Genomic DNA, 20,820 nt, shown 5'->3' on the forward strand with positions numbered 1-20,820 from the left:
AACGATTGACGTCTGTCAGCGTGCTTCAACGATACTGGCATTATCCAGCTTTCAGCTTCCCACGTGGAGTTCAGATGATGTCAGATGCCGCGGTTCACGTAATCCCCAACACCAATTTCGACGACTGGATCGTACGAACCGACGCGGGCAATGAAATCGCTCGTTATGCTACGCGCGAAACGGCGGAGCGGGTCGCCCAACAGATCGCGCAAGAGCGATCGATCGACCTTGTAGTTCATCTTCCTGACGGAAGAACCATTCGTAAGAGCTTTGCAAAAGGATGGCTATCCAAGCTATTTGGAGAATGATCATTGGGTTCGCCGCGGCTCACGCGCTCGCTGCCGTTCGCTTGTGGACGTCCACGGCGGGGTCCTTCGTTACCGGACCGATCCAGGCGGCGGATCGCTTTTCTGGTTTGCCCTCCCGCGGTTGCGCTTTGACGGCCGTCAATTTGGCGTGTGCCAAGCTGTGATAGGCATATATTAGATTGAGAGGCGCACATGCCGATATTCTGCCGACACCTGGCGACAATCCGCGACGTTGTTCCGAGCGCACCGGGCTGTGAGGAATGCCTGAAGACGGGCTCACAATGGGTGCATCTGCGTGTCTGCAGACGGTGCGGGCATGTCGGCTGCTGCGATGAATCGCCCAATCGGCACGCGACCAGGCATTTTCGCGCGACCAGACATCCGATTATCGAGGCGTATGATCCGCCAGAGGGTTGGGGCTGGTGCTACGTCGACGAGACGATGTTCGATCTTTCGGACCGGCCGACGCCGCATCTCGGACCGATTCCCCGGTATTATTGAGCCGCAGGCGCGCGTCGAGCGCGGCTAGCTACCGCGCTCACCGCCGATGCTGATCGACGCAGCCTTTGTTCGCCGCGATCCCGCGTCAGCGAGGGTAGCCGGTATAGTCCTTCTGGCCATCGCCACAATAGGGGGTGGATCGTCTTGCCAATGCGATCCGCTCTCAAGCTCGGTACTCCCATCCCGGATATTGTCGGGCAATCGTTGACGAACGCCAATGCGCGAGCGGAGCACGCGGGTAGCATCTCCATGGCGATGGGCTAGTTGGGCTGGGTGTACGTATGCTGCGCTTGTCGGGTTGGATGCTCAATTCGTCAGGCAGACAAAGTGGAGATCTGCGATGAAGAAGGTTCTGATAACGCTCGTCACTGGAACGTCTTTTGCTTTTGCCGCAATTGCGAGTCCGTCACCGGTGCAAGCTCGCTGGAGGCACCCTTTCCCGGTCGCTCCGGTGGTGGGCGGGCTCGCGGCAGGGGCTCTGATTGGCGCTACGCTCGCGGCACCAAGGCCATATTACGTATATGAGCCCGTGTTCTACGGACCGCATTGTATCGTCAGACGCGAGCGGATCTGGGATGGATGGGCTTGGCGCTTTCGCAGCGTAGAGGACTGTTACTGAGCTTTGCCAAGGAGCGCGATGCGCCGGCGAATACGGAGTAGCGACACTCATGGATGGCAGACCGAAGGATGTGCCCGTGAGCAACGCGCGCAGTTTGGACGGGAGAGCATCGGATGATCAAGGACGTCATCGTCAATCTGGAGCACGACGTCGCGCGCGACCGGGCCCGTGATTTTGCTATTTCGGTTGCTGAGAGCTTCGACGCGCATATCGTCGGCGTTACCTTCGTATACGTGCCGGAATTTCCCGGCTACGTGACGCCACAGTTGCAGCCTGAGATGCTCGATCAAATGATCGAGGCGAGCAAGAAGGTCGCGATGGCCGCGATCGATCAGTTCGACGCGGCCGCCGGGAGCAGCCAGCTTTCTGCCGAACATCGTCTGCTAAGAACGATGGGAGAGGGCGCGCCCACGATGCTGGCGAAGCTCGTCCGGCGGTTCGATCTTGGCGTATTCATGCAGTCCGATACCAAGCGCGTGCAGAACGATGCCCTGATCGAGAGCTCGCTGTTTCAATCAGGGCGTCCGCTGATTGTCGTTCCGTACGTCCAGAGGGACCGTTTGAAGCTCGACCGCATCGTATGCTGCTGGGACGGAAGCAACACCGCCGCGCGCGCGATCAACGATGCGCTTCCGCTGCTTGTAAGGGCGACCACCGTCAAGTTGCTGATCGTTCTTGACGAGAAGACAAAGAATGATGGACATGAGAGTCGCGGCGCTCAGATGGCGGACCACCTCGCCCGGCACGATGTCAAGGTCGAGGTCGAGGTCATGCCGGCTCCCGACATTGATGTCGCAAGTGTCATCCTGTCCTACGTAGCTGATTGCTCAGCAAGCCTGATCGTCATGGGCGGCTATGGCCACGCACGGATTCGCGAGTTCATTCTCGGTGGTGTCACCCGTGAGATGTTGAAGTCGATGACCGTTCCGGTGTTCATGTCGCATTGACCATGCCGTTTCTGGATCTGTGTGAGGAGCCCGCAGCATGCGGCCTGGTCTTTACGCCTTCGCTGTCGCAGCCGCCTTTCTCGGGGCCACGCTCTATATCGGGGTAGTTGAGCAGCCAGCCCGTCTGAAGCTCGGCGGCCGCGCGATGTTGAAGGAATGGACGTTTGGCTTTCGTCGCGGCACGCTCACGCTGTCCGTCCTCGCGGTCGCGTCCGCTGTCCTTGCTTACATTCAGTTCAGACTTGACGGCGACGTGCGCTGGATCATCGGCGGCATCACGATCCTGGCGAGCTGGCCATATGCATATTTCGTGATGATGCCGATGAACATCTGGCTCTGCGCCATGTCACCTGGACAGGTGATCTCTCCCGTCCGCAAGCTGATGCGGGATTGGGGATTGCTGGAATGGGGGCTCACGTTGATCGGTTTCGCTGCCTGTTGCTCGTTCGCCTGGGTGCTTGAACTGCCGGCGCATTGACGTTCGTCGACCTGGCAGGCGAAGTTCGTGGCACGGCTATACAGCACATCGGCACATTCGGCTTGTTGCGCCCAGTTCCGCATCAAGGCGGGGCGCGCCTGGGCCGTTGGGAGGGAAACGGCAGGCGCGTCCCGCAAGCCGCCTGGGGACTTCAAGCGGCTTGTTTGGTTTCTTCCTTACCTTCCTTGACCTCGATTTTCTTCGGTTCGGGTTTTGCCGGCTTGGGAATCGAGATTTTGAGGACTCCGTTTGACATTGTCGCCTGCACGCTCGACGGGTCGATTCCCGGCGGAAGCTGCAGGACGCGCAAGAACACGCCGTAGCTGCGCTCGCTGTGCTGGACGTTCTTGTCCGTCTTGTCGTCCTCGATTTTCTTCTCGCCGCGAATGGTGAGCATGTCGTCGTCGATCGATATCTCGACGTCCTTGCGCTCGAGGCCGGGCATTTCAGCGCTGACCTCAATCGCGTTATCGTTCTCCGAGACATCGATCTTGGGGACAAGCTGCGCGCCGTTTGGGCCAATGCCTTGGGCGACTTCGTTGAACAACCTGTCGATCTCTCGATGCAGGCCGAACAAACCGAAATCGGGCTGCATCAGCGCGCCGGGTTCGCGAAACGGGACCAGTGATCTCAACCTCATGGGGACTCTCCTGTTTTTGGGTCGCTTTGTGATTTGCGTGCGACATGAGACCCGCGGTCAGCGCGCGGGCGATTGCTTAGTAGGGGCTGACCACGATGCGATCGTCGACCCTGGTGACGCCGGGTGCCGACCAGGCAACGCGCTCCGCTTCCTCGCGTTCGATCCAGGAGCGAACGGTGCCTTTCAGGACCACCTCGCCGCCATTCGCTTCGACGGAAATATGGTCCGCATCGACCTCCGCATTCCGCTTGAAGGCGTCCATGATCTTGCGCTTGATTTCCGTTGGCTCAAGATTCGGCTTGACCGTGATGACGTTGGTCACGCCCTTGACGCCCTTGATCTTTCGCACTGCGTGTTCAGCGGCCGTCTTTTGATATTGCCACTCGACAGCCCCTTCCAATGTGATCCACCCGTCCTTGACGACGGCCTTGATCTTCTCATGGGAGATCGGTAACTCCTGCTTCAGCGCCGCGATCGCATCTCGCGCTATATCCGGATCTGGGCGCTGATCGATCGAAGGCAGCCGAACCTCGATGTCATTCGCCACAGCCTTGACGCCGACCACGCGCTTTGCTGCCGACTCCGCTTCGAGCCTGTCGGCATAGCTATGGGTGAAGCCCGCAAGGGTCACCACGCCATCCTTGACTGAAACGGCGATGTCGGAGGCGTCGAGATCTGGATCCCATTTCAACTCGTCGCGGACATCACGTTCGATTTCGCTGTCGGATTTCATTGTCGTTGTCTCCTTACTGCCTCAATTGCGCGTCGGCTGACCAAGCTGCCGATCGGTTCGGCTTGAAATTTCGATCACCGCGAACGATCCCATGGCGATCAGCTTCGTCGAGCACTTGCGAGCTGTCGGAGATAGGTTCTTTTAAATCGCTGACGTTGATCATCGTTTTCTCCCGATTGCGACGTGGAGGGAATAGCTCGGCGCGGCCACTGCGGCGCTGAGTATTGTCAATTGAGCGGCGCTTATTCGATGGTGCCGGCCGGCGCAGGGATGCGATGTGCTCGATCATCCTTGTCTTCCCGCGGGGCTTTGCTCGGTCCTTCGGGCCTGACAGCGTTAGGTATTATTACTTAACGCAGATTTCCTCAATTTCCGGGTTGTTAAGGCGGACCGATAGTTAGTCTCGCTCGGTGAACATTGCTGAGGACACAAGGAGCGGCCGGGTTAAGAACTTTGCAGGAAGGAGGCGCCTATGAAAGTTACAATCTACACTGTAGATCACTATCGTCGAATGCTGTCGGTTCAGCCCCATGCGTTGAGGCGACTTGATGGGTCTGCCACGATTTTGCGATGCAATCGGGATCAGGAGATCCCGTACCGTCCGGAAACTGCCGGGCACTGGTGCTACCTCATCGCGGGAGCAGTTCGTCGCAGCACGATCCGGCCCGACGGACGGCGGCAAATTCTCGAACTCATGTTGCCGTGTGACTTCTTCTTCGTTTCTGACGATCAAGGCGGGGAAACGGTCGAGGCGATCGTTGGGCCCACGGTTCTTGCGAGCTATCCTGCTGAACGTGTCGATCTGCTTGCCGACCGTGACCGAGAGCTAGCGCGAGAATTGCGAGCGATTATGTCCCAGTCGCTTAGGCGAACGAGGGATCAGCTGATGGTTCTCGGGGGTGTCACGGCCGTTGAGAAAGTCGGCTGGTTTTTACTGACTCTGGAAAAGCGGGCGTCCGACCAAAAGGGACAGGTGGAACTTCCGATCACCCGGTATGACATTGCCGAATACCTGTCCGTCTCGGTCGAGACGGTCTGTCGAGCCATCACAGATCTGCAGCAGCGCGGCATTATTGCCCTGGTGGGCACGCGGAAGGTCAAGATTATGGACAGAGCTGCATTGGAAGAGCGTGGTGGAACGAAGCCGCAAGGCGGCAAACTTGGTTTGATCGCAGCCTAGCGAAAACTAACACCGCTACTTCCTGGCCTCCTGGTCGCCTTCAATTCGTCCGCATCATTCGGCGAGCAAAAAAAGCTAGCTCTATATGTTTGTTCATTACAGGCTGTGGGATTGCTAGCCACCGTGCCCCACACGCCTGCGCCGATTGACATGAGGCGCTCGTGAGAGGCCCTGTTCATTGACGATGGTCAATGCTTGACGCGGTTACTGAGTTCATACTTCTTACGATGCTAGTAGCGAAGGAAGTGTCTATGCTGCTCGGGACACTGTGCGTCGCTCCTGCGATACCATCGGGCCCCACCGCGTTCGGCTGGTCGGCCTTGGCGGTTCTGTTCTGCAAGTTTGTGGCGATTGTATCGGCATGCAGCCTGCTCCTCGAGCTACGAGAACGGCAGAGTAGCCAAACATCGCGACGGCTGTCGTGAGGAAGGAGAGAGCAATGATCAGGGATGTAATGGTGTGGCTGGACGGCGGCGCCTCCGACGAAATCCGCTTGGCAGCGGTCGCCGATATAGCCCGCCAACTCGAGACCCGTGCGGTCATCGGGTTATACCTCAACGTTCTGCCATTGCCGGGGCCGATCGAGGGCGAGGCTACCACCGCGATTGTCGAGCATGCGCGTGAAACTGGCGACGCGATGGAGGATGCGCTAGCCAAGCGGCTGCGTATGCTGGATGGGGCGGTCGAGATCCGGCGCTTCGACGTGCTGTCCGACGACGTTGCCAGAATTGCCGCGCGAGAGGCGCGCTCCTCCGACACCTTCGTGGCGCTTCGTCCCAATGGCGCGATGGATCCGGAGCAACTCGTCGAAGGCGTGCTGTTCGGCTCCGGCAGGAACGTCTATCTCGTTCCTGAGACGGAGCGGCCGAAGATCGCTTTCGACCGTATTGTGGTCGCCTGGAACGGGAGCCGGGAAGCCGCTCGTGCGCTTGCCGAAGCGATGCCGTTTCTACACAAGGCCGAAAAAGTGTGGATCATTGTTGCGACAGACGAAAAGCCAACCGAGGAGGACGCCGTGATGGGGATCGATGCCGTCAATCATCTTCGGCACCATGGAATCGAGGCCAGTCTGCATCGCATTACGTGCCGCTCTAGCGAAGTCGGCCCGCAATTGATGGCGGAGGCCGAGCGCCGGAAGGCGAACCTTATTGTCATGGGCGGATATAGCCATAAGCGCCTGTTCGAGCGGCTGCTCGGCGGCGTGACCTACAGTTTGATGCATGAATCGCCGATCCCGCTGCTGATGGCGCACTAGGAAAGAGATCGCACCCTGCCGCTGGCAGCGAAATTTCAGATGCCGTCGATGAAGCCGCCGCGACTGCCGAAGACACTATCACAGGCCTTAATGTAGCCACCTACAAGGTTCGCGTGCTCCCAAACGCAGTTGCCTTGGCAAAATGGTTATTCGAGGAGCAAGCCGTCGCCGCGATCCGCCACGGCCGATGCACTCATCCAAGCCAGCGCGGCACACGGCCGCCGCATGACCTGCTCGTCGGAGATGCCGAAGCCGGTCGCAGTCCTCGTATTCGCAGCGCGGCCTGCCAATCTGACTTCCTGCCAATCTGACTTGGAGACAGACCTGGCGTTCAGCGGTTATCCCGTCGCCACTCTTCCGTTGCCAGCCGCATGGCTTCCGTGCGGTCGCAACCGGTCCGATCCATCCAGCGCTTGATCAGACCCTCCTTCCCGTGCGCGCTCGTCATGGAAAAGACGCGCTGAAAATCCCGATGAATATCAGATTGCCGTCCCGACTCGGCTTGTCGCCGCGTTGCGGGAGCCGGCCGCAGGTCGTGCGATCTATGCTGCGAGGCGTAATAGGCAACGCCACCGACCAACAGCAGGACCAGCAGACCTAGAATGATTTGTACCGTATCCATGTTCGTCACTCCGCTTGTGAACGCACAATATCTCTCCCCGGCCGGCCACTTGCATTGACGGATAGCAAGCCGGTGGGTGACGGATACAGGGGCCGGTTAGCGAGAGAGACCATCTTGGCGTCAGGAGGCGTGTATCGAGAGGACGATCTTGCCAACCACGTGTCCCTCGGCAAGTCGCTCGTGCGCCTTATAGGCGTGGGCGAGGGAATAGCATTCGGCAATGACGACCTTCAGTTTTGCAGCCTGCACCGCCGCGTTGAGACGTTCGAACTCGCGAACGCCGGAAATGCCGTCGTAACGGATCAATTCCAGGCCGCGCCGCTTTTTCGGCGCCGGCTCAATACCATTCGGGTGCGCCAGCCGCCCGCCGGGCCGAAGCACATTCATGCATTTTTCCAGCGCGTCGCCACCGGCGAGTGCCAGTATGGCGTCGACCCCATCGGGAGCGAAGCGTCGCGCCTGGTCGTCGATGTCGGCTCGCTTGCCGTCGATAGTCATATGGGCGCCCAGCTCCTGCACCAGTTCCACGCCTTCGAGGCCGGATGCCGTCGCAAGCACTCGGGCACCCCGGAGTCTTGCGAACTGCACCGCAAGCGTTCCGACGCCGCCTGACGCAGCGTGAATGATAATGGTCTCCCCCTTCTTCAGCTTCAGGGCGTCGTCAATGCCTTGCAGCGCAGTCAAGCCTGTGATCGGGATTGCGCCGGCGTGCCGCAAGTCAAGCCGCTTTGGGATCGGCGCGACTTTGTCGGCGGGCACGGCGACGTATTCGGCATAGAAGCCGCCTTTCGGGTTCTCCCAATTGTAGGAATAGACCTCGTCGCCGACCTTCAGCCGCCGCACCCTCGATCCGACGGCGGCGACAATGCCGGAACCGTCGTAGCCGAGCACCAACGGAAAATGCGGATTGCGGGGCGCATAGTATCCTTCGCGAACGTCGGCATCCCACGAGCCGACGCCGGCGGTGTCGACGGCGATCATGACCTCATCCGCGTCCAGCGGCGGCACCCGTAAAGCATGACCGGTGATCGCCTCCGGTCCGCCGAAGCGGTCGATGGCTGCGGCGAACATCGTGCGGGGGACATGCATTGTGTGATGCCGAGGAAGCGAGGCATGGCGGGTCTGATCAAGCATTGGCAATCTCGCGGGGTTTTCACCTGCATGGACGAGATTGCCGGGCACTACGATGACGTCGGTCAATTTTGCGAGGCAAATTTGCGGGGCAAATGCCCGGCCACAGGCCGCCAGACCGGTCTGTTAGCGGGACCGCGCCGCCCGCCGTTCCGTCGTGGTCGCGTGCGTCATCCCGGGCAGATTCTGCTGGTCGGTTTGCGGAGGATCAAAGGCGGCTTCGACAGCTTCGTCGACCTGTTCAAGCCAGACGAATCGAATCTGTTTGCGCGCTTTTTCGGGCACGTCCTCGATGTCCTTGCGGTTGCGCGCCGGCAGCATGACCGTGGCGATACCGGCTTGGATCGCCGCCAGCACTTTCTCTTTCACGCCGCCGATTGGAAGCACCAGGCCGCGCAGCGAGATTTCGCCGGTCATGGCCGTGTCGCTACGGATTGTGCGCCCCGTCAGAAGCGACGTCAGCGCCATAAACATTGCCACGCCCGCGCTTGGACCGTCCTTCGGGATCGCGCCGGCCGGAACGTGAACGTGGACGTCGGCTTTCTGCAACTTTTTTGCGTCGATGCCGAATTCGACGGCGCGCGACTTCACCAGCGTCAGTGCAGCCTGGGCGCTCTCCTTCATCACCGCGCCAAGCTGACCGGTGAGGATCAGATTGCCGCGGCCGGGAATGCTGGTCGCCTCGACGAACAGTATTTCGCCTCCGGCAGGAGTCCAAGCGAGCCCGGTCGCCACACCGGGCACGCTGGTCCGCATGGCAGTCTCCGGCTCGTACCGCTTCGGTCCCAATATGCTCTGGAGATCCGCCACCGCGATGACGACGCGCGTCGATTTGCCCTCGGCAATCAGCATCGCGGCGTGACGACAAAGCGCGCCGATCCGACGCTCGAGGCTTCTCACTCCGGCCTCGCGCGTATAATCGCGGATGACTGCCCGCAGGACGTCATCGTCGATCTGGCATTGCCCCTCACTGAGGCCGGCCGATGCCAACTGACGTTTGATCAAATAGCGTTTCGCGATCGCCAGCTTCTCGTCCTCAATGTAGCCTGGCATTTCGATGACTTCCATCCGGTCGCGTACCGCGGGAGGAATGTTGTCCAGCACATTGCCGGTGCCGATGAATAGGACTTTCGAAAGGTCGAAGGGAACGGCAAGGTAGTTGTCGCGGAACGTCGCGTTTTGTTCCGGATCGAGAACTTCCAACAGTGCGGCGGCGGGATCGCCGTGAAATCCAACGCCCAACTTGTCCATCTCGTCCAGCATCATGACCGGGTTGCGAGTGCCGGCCTTGTTGATCGACTGGATGATGTTGCCGGGCAATGCGCCCACGTAGGTGCGGCGGTGTCCGCGTATTTCACTCTCGTCGTGTACGCCGCCGAGGCTGAGACGCACGAACTTTCGATCGGTTGCGCGCGCGATGCTCTGGCCGAGCGACGTCTTGCCGACGCCGGGAGGGCCGACGAAGCAAAGAATGGGACTCTTGCCTTCCGGATTGAGCTTGCGTACTGCCAGATATTCCAGAATACGACGTTTTACCTTCTCGATGCCATAGTGATCCTCTTCGAGGATCTGTCGCGCTGCATCAACATCAATGCGCTCGGGATCGCACTTTGACCACGGCAACTCCACGAGCCATTCGAGATAGCTCCGCACCATGCCATACTCGGCGGCTATCTCGGGTAGCCGTTCAAGGCGCTTCAGTTCCCGCCGGGCCTGCTCCTCAGCGTTCTTTGGCATGCCGGCCTTGTCGATTTTTTCTCCCAGCTCCTTCAATTCCGCGGATTTCGGGTCGTCGTCGCCCAACTCCTTCTGGATGTGACGAAGCTGTTCGCGAAGAATGTGCTCGCGCTGTTGCGATGACAGGGTTTGTTCGGTTTGTTCACCGATTTGCTTCGAAAGTTGCAGCACCTGGATTCGCTTCGCTAGCAGCCCAAGCAGCTTGTCAAGAAGCTGAGTGACGTCGAAGGTCTCGAGCAGATCCTGCTTTTCGGCGACCGGTATGTCGATGATCCCGGCGAGGAAGTCGGCGAGCGCGGACGGTGACTCCAGGCTTTCGATCGCAGGGCCGATCTCTTGCGGCAGGTTCGGTAGCAGCTGAATCGCCTCGCGCGCGCGCGTTTTGAGCAGATGCATCCGCGCTTCAATCTCGGGTGTGATCACCTCCGATACGCCGATCTCCTTGACCCGCGCTACCAGAAATGGATAGCCCGTGAGAAATTCTCCCACACGGAATCGTCGTAGTCCGCGGCAGATAACGTAGTGGGTTAGCTCCGAGGTGACATAGCGTAATATCTCGGCAATGGTGCCGACGCGCCGCAGTTGCTCCGGCTCCGGCTGGTCGATATTGGGATCGTCCTGCAGCAACAGGCCGATCTTGCGTGCGCCTCGAACGGCTTCCTGCACCGCCGCGATTGAGGACGGTCGGGCGATCGTTAACGGCAACACAACGCCCGGAAAAAGCAACGTGTTTCGGATGGGAAGGATGATCGTAGCATCATCCGGAATGACGGGATGGCTTTGAGTGGCCGCGGCGCTCGAATTGCCGGTCGCATCAGGCATGGAGCCGTCCTTCCATCTACGGTTGTTTGTTGAACCTCAGCGAGAGGCAGCCAAAGGCCAGTTCGGACTCACTAAGCTGAAGCCGCCTGCCGGTGAAACTTATCTGCCGTTCAAACCTTCCATAGGGAATTTCGAGCCGATGAACGAGGCTCCCGCGCGGGATCGCGCTCGGACGCCGCAATCCCACCACGAGAACGCTGTCGGCTCCAACCGAGACCTCCACGGCATTCTCGTCAACGCCGGGGAGAGCAACGGTGACCAGGATATCGGACTCTGTCTCGACAATATCGACTGGCGGTTCCCAAATTGCGTCGCCGATTGACTCCGCAGTCGGACGGAAGAACTGGCGGTGCAATCGCTCGGCGCGATCGATCAGTTCACATGCCCTGGTCCACATCAGCGCCTTTGGATCGATCGCGGCCATGAATAGGTTCCCGAGCTAAGCCGAAAGCACGTTAGGCTTTCTGCCGTCCAGCTATTTCCAATCGGTTTTCCTGTCGGGACACCCTATGACGCGCCGCGCGAACCAACCTTGACAGCCGTCAATCGCGAGTCGAGCCGTAAGATCGGCGATGGAGCTAGTGCGCGATGAGCAAGGGAAGCGGCGCGATGCGCAGAATCCGGGTGGTCGTGCTGCCTGGTAGCAATTCGTGCAAGCCTGAGTGACCGTAACTGCCCATCACTAACAGGTTCGCACCGAGGCTGCGGCATTCTTCGACCAGGATATCTGCCGTATCGTCTTCCTCGCCGACCGCGCGATATTTGACGGCATCGATGCCATGATGCCGGAGGTGTTGTACGGCGTCGTTGGCCTTCAGCGGATCCGCTCTGGTTTGGCGCTCGCTTTCCACTACAAGCACGCCAACCTTTTTCGCAACTTGCAACAAGGGCAGGGCCTCCGCTACGGCGCGCGCGGACTCTCGGCTGCCGTTCCAGGCGATGATCGCGTTGTCCAGGGGCTTCAAACCCGTCCAGTCATCCGGAACGAGAAACAGATGGCGTCCGGTGCCGAAAAGCAAATTGTCCATCAGGTCATGCGGCTCATTCGACCGATCGTTCGGCCGGAGCGCTACAAATGTGTCGGCGGTGCGCGCCATCAGCAATGCGGTCTCGGCCATATCAAGATCGCCGGGCACGTCGAAGCGACGTAAGTTTGCTGAATGCTGCAAGCGTGTGAGACGCTGGAACAGCATGGCTTCAGTGGCGTCGCCGGCCTGCCTTGCGGCCTCTTTCGATTTCGCGGCTTGGTCGGCGCCGCCGCCTTCAAGTTCGTCCCGAACGATATTGAAAAACAATCCGGTGATATGGCCGTCGAACAGTGCTGCAATCTGGGCGGCGGCGGCCAGGCGCGCGTCATCGGCAGATGTCCCGTCCAGCCGGAGCATGACGTCCTTGATCATCGCGTTCGTCACAGCTTGAGTTCAAGCGCGTAAGAGGTGATCAGGTCCATCGACAGCAGGTCAGCTTGGACTGCGTCCTTGAGATCAGCCAGTTGGATGCACTCAGCCCGCTCAGTTGCCGCAGACAGGGTCGCCATGGCGTGATCCTTTCGCTTTAGCAAATAGTAAAAGTCTTCGCCGGGAGGACCATGATGGTCGTCAACGGCACTCGGTAAAAGAAGGACCGCGCGGCTTTCGCCGGCGGTCCAAGTCGGGGCCCGGGAAAGGGCAAGCGACGTGAGGAGTCGCATAATGCAATTTAGCCGAAGGATGAGCCGCATGCGTTGACAAGGCTCAATTTCTGCTACGCGCCGTCCGCGGCTGGCTGCCTGCGCGGTCTCAGTTCGGTCTCACGCGCTCGTCGTCGTCATCGCTCTCCAGCGGCTTGATCAGCGCTGCCGGTTCGTCATAGCCGCCGCGGCTGCTGTAGAATACCAGCGTCATCAAGCCGACGCCGACTACCAGCGAGAACACCACGCCCATCACCAGGGCGACGTAGCCGGACTCCGGCACCTGGATATCCGTACTGGTCCAGCCGAGATAGCCGAGCACACAGGCCGCGACGAGCAGTGCGATCAGCACGGAAATGATCGCCCATCTGGCGAGCTTGCCATCTCGCGGGTTGGATGTCTCGATCGTCGGTGGACTCTTGGTGCCGGTCATGGACCTCTCCGTAGACATGAGTGTCGAACGGCCACCTCGAACTATGGTTCGGTCGCGTCGATCGCAACCGCATGTAAGGCAGTCGTGATCGGGCTGACGGCAGCCTCGCTGGCTCGACGCTAGCCACGCTGAGAGTCGGCCTCACTGACAATCGTCTACCAGGCGGTCCCGCTCGAACAGATGACCAATGCAAAGAGTGTTCGATCGCATTAGCCGCCCGTTACGGCGAGAACCGCCTCCTTGATTTTGGCCAGCGCAAAGTGCCCGACCTGCTCCAAATCAACATGGGGCACGTTCGGCATCTCGTCAGCGAGCACGGCGGCGTCCACGATTGCCGGTCCTTCGGCGGCAAATGCCTCCGGCAGTGCCGACATCAGTTCCGCCGGAGTCTTTGCCAGGAAGCCGTGCCCTCCGCAGGCCCGCGCCAGCGCGGCAAAATCCGGATTGGGAAATTCGATCGCCCGGCGGAACGGCACGAGACCGACGCTCTCGGCCTCGAGCCTGATTAGGCCGAGCGATGAATTGTTGTAGATGACGACCTTGACCGCCAGCTTATGTTGGACTGCCGTGAGGAATTCGCCCATCAGCATGTTGAAGCCGCCGTCGCCTATCAGCGCAATCACTTGCCGCGACCGTTCCAGGGCCTGCACGCCGTTGGCGTGCCCAAGGGCCGTCCCGACGGCAGCATTGTTGAAGGAGCCGAGAATCCGCTGCGAGCCGGTCTGACGGATCCAGTTGGCAGACCACAGCGTATTCAGCCCGGTGTCCAGAGCGAAGACCGCATCTGGGTGGGCGAGATCGCTGACTGCGCGCGCCACCACTTGTGGATGAAGGTTGTCCTTGCTGCGGCGCAGGTCAGCCTGCTTGTCGAGCATCTCGTCCCATTTGCGTCGTTCTCGCGTAACCCGGTCCCAGAAACGACCATCAATTTTGGGGGCGACCTTGCCGAGCAGCAGCGCCAGCGTTGGCCGCGCAGAGCCGGTGACGCCAAGCGTCGTCGGCGCGCGCCTGCCCAGAACTTGCGGTCGCACGTCGACCTGTATCACCTTATCTTTGTCGGGCAGGAAGTTGGAATAAGGATAGTCGGTACCGACCATCAGCAAGAGCTCACAATCCTGCACGGCTTCGTAGACCGGCTTGGTTCCGATGATGCCGAGTCCGCCCATCCAGCGGGGATCGTCATAGGCCATCAACTCTTTGCCGCGCAGCGAATGGACCAGCGGCGCCTTGAGACGGTCCGAGAGCTTCCGCAACTCTTCGGTCGCACCGCGACAGCCGGCGCCGCACATGATCACGATGCGGTCGACGGCATCGATTCGGCGCGCCATCTCGGCGACGTCCTGCTCGTTTGCCGCAAACTCCGGCCGCGGCTGGAGGGTGGCGATGCTGGCAACCCCACCCTCGGCCGTCGTGGCCAGCACATCCTGCGGGAGCGTCAGATGCGCGACTCCAGGCCCTGCATAGGCCGCAGCGATCGCCTGATGGATCACTGCACCCGCCTGCGCCGGGGTCGCAATCGTTTCTGTGTAAAGCGACACGTCCCGGAACAGGAGATCGGGCTCGGTGGTCTGGATGTAGTCGGTGCCATGGAATTTGCGCGGCATATCGCCCGAGAGCGCCAGCACTGGTGCGTGATCGCGGCAAGCCTCATAGAGGCCGGCGACAAGATGGTTGCTGCCCGGACCCGTCGTGCCCGCGCACACCGCGAGCTGTCCGGTTAACTTTGCTTGTCCCGCAGCCGCCAGCGCCGCGCCTTCCTCGTGCCTGACGCCGATCCATTCGACCTTGCTGCGGCGCACGGCATCAGCAAGCGGATTGAGCGAGTCGCCAATCAAGCCGAAGATGTGTTTCACGCCGATCTGTTCGAGCGCGCCAACCAGGACGTCCGCAACCGTCTTCGACATCTTGCGCTCCCTTCGCCTCGCCTTTGCCCGAGAGGTTTAATGCTGCGACCGACGCTTGCGTACCTTGACGGGCGTCAACGTAGCCACTTGGCCTAGCCGACAGGCTAAGTGGATGATCAGGATGCAATGCGAATCTTACTGGAAACCGTCTGACGCCGGCCAGGCACGCCTCAGGAGGAGATCGCGTTCCTGCTTGCCGGCTTGGCATGGGGCGATGGAACTCCGGTCTGATCCGGTGATGTGGCAGGACTGGATAGCGCGGCGCACACCGCGAACGAAGAGGCAGTCAAAACACCATAGCAGCTATCCGGCGCGGTTTGCGTCGCGCTTGATCGCAGCCTCGCGCTGGGCCTTGCCAAACTGCAAGCGGATCCGGGTCTCCGTGAGGCCTTCGCTGGTGATTCCGTAGAAGATCGGCAGCGCCAGGAAGATGACCAAAGCGAGCTTCGGCACCGACAGGCCCGCAACGCCCGCCACCGTGTAGCAGACGACGCCAAGGATGGCGCGCAACCGCTCCTTGGGAAAAAAATCAGAGCCGATGTGGTGCTCGACGAGCCATGGATGAATGCTCAAAACGTGAAACAAGATGAGCCACGCCAGGCACATGCTGCCGGCGATGGCGGCATAGAGCACGACGGCAATCCTTGCATCAAAATCATTGCCGGTCTGCATGGAGGACGAAAGGATCGCGGTCGGGAACGGGATAAGCCCGGATGTCAGCAGCAGAAATAGGTTGGCAAGATGCAGGCCGCGGTCGCAGTAGCGCACGCGGGCAAACACCGCGCGATGATTGAGCCAGATGACTCCGGTGTAAAAGAATGACGCGAGGAAAGCGAGGTAGCTGGGCCATTGCTCGGCCAGCCTGTTCAGGAGTTGACCGGGCGCATGTTCGGGCCGGACGATTTCGGCGACGAGCAGCGTGATCGTTATTGAGAGTACGCCGTCGCTAAAGGTCTCCAATCGATCGGTACCGGATAGCCGTACCTGCGGCCATTGCGACGTTTCCATCGCTGTCGCCATGCGACGAACATCCTGCCTCGATGTGCCTTCATTTTTCACGAAGAGTACTCGCGCTGTACCGGAGGACTGAACAAGAATGGGGCCTATCCCGGGCGTTTCAATGATAACTGTCAGAGTACAGCCGGCCCGCAGGCATGCGAAGCTGGTGGTATATTTCGCGTCTCGGAGGAAAGCCCATGCGCCTAGCATTTCCATTTCTTGGAACGGGTCTATGCGCATCGTAGGCGGTAAACGTTAACGCTGCTCCTGGACAAGCAACATTCGAACAAGCGCCTCATCTTCTACGAGGAGTAAAGCCCGTTGCGGGCTACTGCCTTTCTTGTTCCCGGTTTAGTTGATTGGCCTTTCTTGAATTCTATTGCTTGGCCCTTTTGGAGCACCGCCCAGACCCCCATGTTCTGAGCGGGTGCTTTGGAGAGTTCACATGCATACCGAACAACAAACCTTTCGCGGCTACGAAATCCAGGTCACGTACAACCCCGCCCTTTGGTACGCCGCGATCTATCGAACAGACCCGACACTGCCGGAGATTGATTGGGTGGCTTTGAACATTCGAGCCACTAGCGTTTCGCCAGCATTTCAGGAGGCAAAGCAAGTAATCAATGGGGCCTTGGGTAGGTCTGGCTAGGGCAGCCTTGGTTGGCCGCCTCTTTTTTATGAGGGAGACCAAGCCGCTTCTTTTGGCGCTTCACATGGTGGCCTTTTCGGTCAGGCGGGCCGACCCGCGTCAAGGCGGTCCAGCATGGTGAGTCGCTTGCCGGGAAGCTTTCGATCAAGCTTTCCTGCAGTAATTCTTCGCCATTGGCCTTTTCGGCATTACTGACCAGACGGTCCTGTGGCGGACCATCCGGCCGACCTGACCTGCGTGTGGCGGAAGTCATAAAAATGTCACCTATGCTGGAGTTCCCACTGTATTGAGCGTGACTACATGCTGATCCCTGTGGCGGAGCTGGAGCAACAGAATGATCAAGGAGATACCGAATACGAGCGCATAGGCGCCCCGTCCACCACGTGAGCACGACCACACCGATCAGTGGCATAGCGATCGGGAGCGCCCCGTAAATCAGCGAACACAATCCGCCGAGCACCAACCACCGCGGTGTCAGGGCCCGCCATAAACCGGCAGCTTTGCAAGCGCAGTGCGGCTTGCGCCTGGCAGAACGGCTTCGGCCGAATCGTCGAGCTTGAATTGACGGAGTGGAATGGCCACGAGATGGCCAAACAGGCCAGTCGAATCGTCTACCGCCACGACCACATAGATATTGCCGTCTTTGCCGAAGATGAAGTCACGGATTCTTCCTATCCTGTCGTGCTTGTCACCGACGACAGACCGCAGTTTGAGTGCCTCGGCATTATAGCCTTTGGCGACCTCCGTCGCCTCCAAAGGCGTCAGCCCGATCTCTTGAGCCGCTGCGCGGTCGATCTGCATTGAAAGCGTGGCGACGCCCAAGGTGGCTACTAGGAGCAGCGGGAGGTGAGGCATGTTCATCAGAACTCCTTCGCCTTCAAAGTTGGGCCAGGCCGTTGCCGAGGCACTCGTGGTCCTACCGACCCTGGTTACCGGCCGTCGACCCTGTGGTGGCCGGCTCGTTGACAATTTCGGATATCAGCTTGGTGTCGGGGTCGATGAGCAGGATACGGTCTGGCAGTTTGACAAAGAGCAGTTCTTTCGCCTCGGGGACTTGGTCAGCAACGTCATGCGGCATTGATTGCGCGGACATCGACTCCGGAACCTTGTCACCGACTTGCGGCTGCGCGCCCGATGGCGCGGATTGCGATGGCGCGCTGGAGAGGCTGTTGCTGACCATCTGTTGCTGCGCCGGGTTCAGGGTCCCGTGAGGGTTGTTGCTTTGAGTGGCGTCGTTTGTGTTCTGAGCAGTGGCGGCGGTACTGCCGAGAATGGCGAGGAGCAAGGCGCCGGAATAGAAAAGTCGATTCATGGTGGTCTCCTTGATTGTGATGGATCCGAGCCGTTTCTTTCGAGCGCGTCCCAGCGATGGGGATTGAACAGACGACGACACCAGTGCGTCGGTGACGCACATTTGTGTCGGCGACCATTGCAGCCAGCACGCGTGCGCGCGTCAGTTCGGTTGTCACACCAATCTCCGCGCGGCGCGCGGATCGAGCCTTGATCGTTGTCAAGCTGCCGGCAGTATTTTTCCGTGGATCTCGCTTGAGTTCGATTAGCGCTTCACGAGCGCCCTCAGAACCAGAGTGTCGCCGGCTAAGCGGGAAGTGGCGGATCGGAGTGCGCTGTCGCCTTCTTTGCATGTTGTCGCGTCATCTGCCGGGGACGGCTGCCGGAATACCGCGAGCCGCGCTCCGCCTCGACTACGCGGTCCTGAGTTTCGGGGGCTTTCGTTGGCGAGAATGTCGAAGGCGCGAAGCATCCCGTCCGCGGGCAGCAACGCCGAATCTAAATTCCTGGCTGGCATAGTGGTCTCATCTCAATAGCCAGACCCCAAAAGGCCGCGCGGCTCGTCGGGTTCTCGAAGGATGCGAATTGAGCTTGCGGCATGATTCTTCGAGAAAGTGGCTGCTCAGGATGAGGGAGCGGGCTGCTCAGGATGAGGAAGCGGGCTGAGCGCCTAAGCAGCGCCCTTCTTGGCGGCGGGAACGTCGGTGAGGACGCCCATGATGTCGCTCTCCTTCATGATCAGAAGATCCTGGCCGTCGAGCACGACCTCATTGCCGGACCACTTGCCGAACAGCACGCGGTCGCCCACCTTGAGGTCGACGGGAATCAGCTTGCCGGCTTCATCGCGGCCACCCGGGCCTACGGCGGTGATTTCGCCCTGGGAGGGCTTTTCCTTGGCAGTGTCGGGGATGATGATGCCGCCCTTCGTCTTCTCTTCGGCTTCGATGCGTTTGACCACGACGCGATCATGGAGCGGACGGAATTTCATGCAGGCCTCCTTCTGTGCTGAATTTTTCTGGCATTCGCAATGCGCGCGTGCTGGGCCGAAATGACGCAGGAAACCTGCAGCCTCTCACCCCAACCCTCTCCCCGTGAAGAACGGAGAGAGGGAGAACAGTCAGCCTTAGTCGATCACTTGGACGACTTTCTGCTGCTGCGGGTCAACCAGCACCACTTGGTCGCCGATAGCGAGATAGCGGTAGTTGGCGAGCTCTGGATGGTTGCGCGCCAGCTCTTCCGGCACCGGCTGTAGCGACAGACAGTTTGACGCGGAGGTTCCGCCTCCGCCGGCTGAAGGCGAGGTCGAGCCGACCGTCGTCGAGGAGCTGCGTACCATTTCCCTGAACCGCCTACGCGTGTCGTCGTCGATGACAACACGGTCGCGGCTGTAAGCGGCCGCCCTGCTGTAACCCGGTCCGTCGTCCAGAATATCGACGACCTCGCGCCGCCGCGGATCGATAATGGCAACGCGATTATCGATCACCGTGTACTCGTAGTCCCGATATTGCGGCATGATCCGCACGATATCGGGCGGCAATCGACGCGCCTGCACGCCCCGCGGCAACCGCGTGCCCACGTTGAGCTGGACATTGAGATTCTGGCTGGTGGCAGTCCTGTCGCGCCGCAGCTGATCGACGACTTGCCTGCGCTGATCGTCGTTGACCGCACCCGAGGAAGTCTGGCGGTTCGATTGATCCGGCGCCTCGCCGGTCCTCTGGGTCTGTGTGTTGTCTGCCGGCCGCGAGCTCTGCTGCGGCGAGGACTTGGGCGGCTGGACGGCCTGATCGCGTGGCTCCTTGCGATCGCGATCGATCTGCTGCTGGGTCTGCTGCTGCTTCGTATCGGCCGGCCGGGTGGCGTCCTGCGCGCGGTCCTGCTTGGCTTGACCTTCGCGGCCCCGCCGCTTTTCCTCAGCCTGTTGCTTCTGGTCGGTCGCCGGCTTGGCATCGCGGCCCTGCTGCAGGTCCTTCTGCTGCGCCGTGCTCGAGGGTGCGCGCTCGCCACGGTTGGGCTGATCCTGGCTCTCCCGGGTCGGCTCCTTGGAGTCGCGGTCCTGCGGCTTCTGCGCCTCCTTGCTGCGCTCGGTCGGTGACGGGGCCTCGCCGCGCTGCATGTCCTTAGCGCCGCCCTTCGACTCGGACTGCGCGCGCTCCTTGATGCGATCAGCCGCGCTGCCGCGATCCATCTCCTTCGACGGGGCGGCTGGACGGTCCATTTCCCTGGACTGAGATGCTGGTGACTGGGCGCGGGGGCTCTCTTCGCGCTTCTGCGTGCCTTCCGGCGATTGCGCAATGGCGGGGCCGGCGCCGATCACCAACGCCATCGCTGTCGTGTAAAGCCAATTAATCCTCATGGGAGAATCTCCTGTTGGTTCCCCCCACGCTTCGGGATTGGGTAATCTAGGCAGCTGCGTTTCGTTCCACCATGACGACGGTCAACCGGTGCCGGGCGATCTGATGCAGCCTGCCCAAAAGCGGGATCAGCGCCTCACACTTCATTGGATCCGCGGCGCAAAAGCCGGGCATAGCCAACGATAATGCTCACGGATTATCGGAATCGACAATCCAATAGTACCTGACTTCCCAATAGTCGTAGACGTCCTGATTTCGGGTTCGAGTTGTTTGCTCCCAGTTCTCGCCTGGTTCGATTTTCGGGGCGTTCTTGAGCTCCTCTTCGGTGATCTCGACTTGGAAGCCATCGGGCTTTTCGTTGTAGGTCAGCATCGACCAGGGTATCGGATAATGATCCTCGCCGATGCCGAGGAAGCCGCCGAAACTCAGGATCGCGTAGGCAATCTGGCCGGTGAGCTTGTCGATCATCAGGCGCTCGACTTTGCCGATGCGCTTGCCGTGTAGGTCAAAGACCGGCATTCCTTCGACGCGGTCGCTAGATATGAGAGACGA

Annotated in this window: 23 protein-coding genes; 6 read left to right on the plus strand and 17 right to left on the minus strand. The window is 60.2% G+C overall.

Going from position 1 to position 20,820, the window contains the following annotated elements:
* The first annotated feature begins 74 nt into the window (after positions 1–74).
* The 4 genes from ACNJX9_RS12555 (at position 75) to ACNJX9_RS12570 (ending at position 2,853) form a co-directional block, all read left to right on the plus strand.
* Positions 75–308, plus strand: coding sequence for a DUF2188 domain-containing protein (locus ACNJX9_RS12555; protein ID WP_083514417.1), 234 nt, complete (start codon positions 75–77; stop codon positions 306–308).
* A gap of 192 nt (positions 309–500) precedes the next feature.
* Positions 501–809 (plus strand): UBP-type zinc finger domain-containing protein, encoded by a 309-nt coding sequence (locus tag ACNJX9_RS12560; RefSeq protein WP_439409063.1) that lies wholly within the window; start codon positions 501–503, stop codon positions 807–809.
* 732 nt (positions 810–1,541) lie between these two features.
* Positions 1,542–2,375, plus strand: coding sequence for a universal stress protein (locus tag ACNJX9_RS12565; protein ID WP_439409064.1), 834 nt, complete (start codon positions 1,542–1,544; stop codon positions 2,373–2,375).
* Between the two features lie 37 nt (positions 2,376–2,412).
* A complete protein-coding gene (locus ACNJX9_RS12570; protein WP_057751350.1) occupies positions 2,413–2,853 on the plus strand; it encodes an anthrone oxygenase family protein in 441 nt (146 codons plus the stop codon).
* 151 nt (positions 2,854–3,004) lie between these two features.
* Here the strand turns inward: ACNJX9_RS12570 and ACNJX9_RS12575 are convergent, their stop codons facing one another.
* The 3 genes from ACNJX9_RS12575 to ACNJX9_RS12585 form a co-directional block, all read right to left on the minus strand.
* Positions 3,005–3,448 carry an Hsp20/alpha crystallin family protein gene (locus ACNJX9_RS12575; RefSeq protein ID WP_057751348.1) on the minus strand — a complete coding sequence of 148 codons (444 nt, stop codon included), beginning with the start codon at positions 3,446–3,448 and terminating at the stop codon, positions 3,005–3,007.
* A gap of 121 nt (positions 3,449–3,569) precedes the next feature.
* Entirely contained in the window at positions 3,570–4,226 is a 657-nt protein-coding gene (locus ACNJX9_RS12580) for a BON domain-containing protein (RefSeq protein WP_439409065.1), read from the minus strand.
* Positions 4,227–4,239: 13 nt separating this feature from the next.
* On the minus strand, positions 4,240–4,515 hold the full coding sequence (locus ACNJX9_RS12585) for a hypothetical protein (RefSeq protein WP_439409066.1): 276 nt from the start codon (positions 4,513–4,515) through the stop codon (positions 4,240–4,242).
* 183 nt (positions 4,516–4,698) lie between these two features.
* Here ACNJX9_RS12585 and ACNJX9_RS12590 point away from each other — a divergent pair, with 183 nt between their 5' ends.
* The gene (locus ACNJX9_RS12590) at positions 4,699–5,406 is read left to right on the plus strand and encodes a helix-turn-helix domain-containing protein (protein ID WP_083514416.1); all 708 of its coding nucleotides are present in this window, start codon (positions 4,699–4,701) and stop codon (positions 5,404–5,406) included.
* 439 nt (positions 5,407–5,845) lie between these two features.
* The gene (locus ACNJX9_RS12595; RefSeq protein ID WP_063958291.1) at positions 5,846–6,661 is read left to right on the plus strand and encodes a universal stress protein; all 816 of its coding nucleotides are present in this window, start codon (positions 5,846–5,848) and stop codon (positions 6,659–6,661) included.
* A 331-nt stretch (positions 6,662–6,992) separates the two neighbouring features.
* Here ACNJX9_RS12595 and ACNJX9_RS12600 read toward each other — a convergent pair whose 3' ends face one another.
* From ACNJX9_RS12600 to ACNJX9_RS12665, 14 genes are all read right to left on the minus strand, one after another.
* Positions 6,993–7,283, minus strand: coding sequence for a hypothetical protein (locus ACNJX9_RS12600; RefSeq protein WP_439409067.1), 291 nt, complete (start codon positions 7,281–7,283; stop codon positions 6,993–6,995).
* 120 nt (positions 7,284–7,403) lie between these two features.
* Positions 7,404–8,417 (minus strand): NADP-dependent oxidoreductase, encoded by a 1,014-nt coding sequence (locus ACNJX9_RS12605; protein WP_439409068.1) that lies wholly within the window; start codon positions 8,415–8,417, stop codon positions 7,404–7,406.
* A gap of 123 nt (positions 8,418–8,540) precedes the next feature.
* Positions 8,541–10,973, minus strand: a complete 2,433-nt coding sequence (lon, locus tag ACNJX9_RS12610) for an endopeptidase La (RefSeq protein WP_439409069.1) — start codon at positions 10,971–10,973, stop codon at positions 8,541–8,543.
* Between the two features lie 16 nt (positions 10,974–10,989).
* Positions 10,990–11,397, minus strand: coding sequence for an Hsp20/alpha crystallin family protein (locus ACNJX9_RS12615; protein ID WP_439409070.1), 408 nt, complete (start codon positions 11,395–11,397; stop codon positions 10,990–10,992).
* A gap of 154 nt (positions 11,398–11,551) precedes the next feature.
* A complete protein-coding gene (locus tag ACNJX9_RS12620; protein WP_439409071.1) occupies positions 11,552–12,373 on the minus strand; it encodes a universal stress protein in 822 nt (273 codons plus the stop codon).
* Between the two features lie 8 nt (positions 12,374–12,381).
* Complete coding sequence (locus tag ACNJX9_RS12625) at positions 12,382–12,510, minus strand: hypothetical protein (protein WP_439409072.1); 129 nt, start codon at positions 12,508–12,510, stop codon at positions 12,382–12,384.
* A 241-nt stretch (positions 12,511–12,751) separates the two neighbouring features.
* Positions 12,752–13,075 (minus strand): hypothetical protein, encoded by a 324-nt coding sequence (locus ACNJX9_RS12630; protein ID WP_439409073.1) that lies wholly within the window; start codon positions 13,073–13,075, stop codon positions 12,752–12,754.
* Positions 13,076–13,284: 209 nt separating this feature from the next.
* Positions 13,285–14,979 (minus strand): thiamine pyrophosphate-dependent enzyme, encoded by a 1,695-nt coding sequence (locus ACNJX9_RS12635; RefSeq protein ID WP_439409074.1) that lies wholly within the window; start codon positions 14,977–14,979, stop codon positions 13,285–13,287.
* Between the two features lie 303 nt (positions 14,980–15,282).
* The gene (locus tag ACNJX9_RS12640; RefSeq protein WP_439409075.1) at positions 15,283–15,999 is read right to left on the minus strand and encodes a TMEM175 family protein; all 717 of its coding nucleotides are present in this window, start codon (positions 15,997–15,999) and stop codon (positions 15,283–15,285) included.
* A 1,102-nt stretch (positions 16,000–17,101) separates the two neighbouring features.
* Positions 17,102–17,488 (minus strand): PRC-barrel domain-containing protein, encoded by a 387-nt coding sequence (locus ACNJX9_RS12645; protein ID WP_439409076.1) that lies wholly within the window; start codon positions 17,486–17,488, stop codon positions 17,102–17,104.
* Between the two features lie 55 nt (positions 17,489–17,543).
* The gene (locus tag ACNJX9_RS12650; protein ID WP_439409077.1) at positions 17,544–17,939 is read right to left on the minus strand and encodes a hypothetical protein; all 396 of its coding nucleotides are present in this window, start codon (positions 17,937–17,939) and stop codon (positions 17,544–17,546) included.
* 648 nt (positions 17,940–18,587) lie between these two features.
* A complete protein-coding gene (locus tag ACNJX9_RS12655; RefSeq protein WP_057751310.1) occupies positions 18,588–18,905 on the minus strand; it encodes a co-chaperone GroES in 318 nt (105 codons plus the stop codon).
* A gap of 135 nt (positions 18,906–19,040) precedes the next feature.
* Entirely contained in the window at positions 19,041–20,231 is a 1,191-nt protein-coding gene (locus ACNJX9_RS12660) for a DUF1236 domain-containing protein (RefSeq protein ID WP_439409078.1), read from the minus strand.
* 226 nt (positions 20,232–20,457) lie between these two features.
* The gene (locus ACNJX9_RS12665) at positions 20,458–20,811 is read right to left on the minus strand and encodes a PRC-barrel domain-containing protein (protein WP_283809610.1); all 354 of its coding nucleotides are present in this window, start codon (positions 20,809–20,811) and stop codon (positions 20,458–20,460) included.
* Between the last annotated feature and the right edge of the window lie 9 nt (positions 20,812–20,820).

It is taken from the genome of Bradyrhizobium sp. BLXBL-03, from assembly GCF_051853015.1.
Lineage (GTDB): Bacteria > Pseudomonadota > Alphaproteobacteria > Rhizobiales > Xanthobacteraceae > Bradyrhizobium > Bradyrhizobium manausense.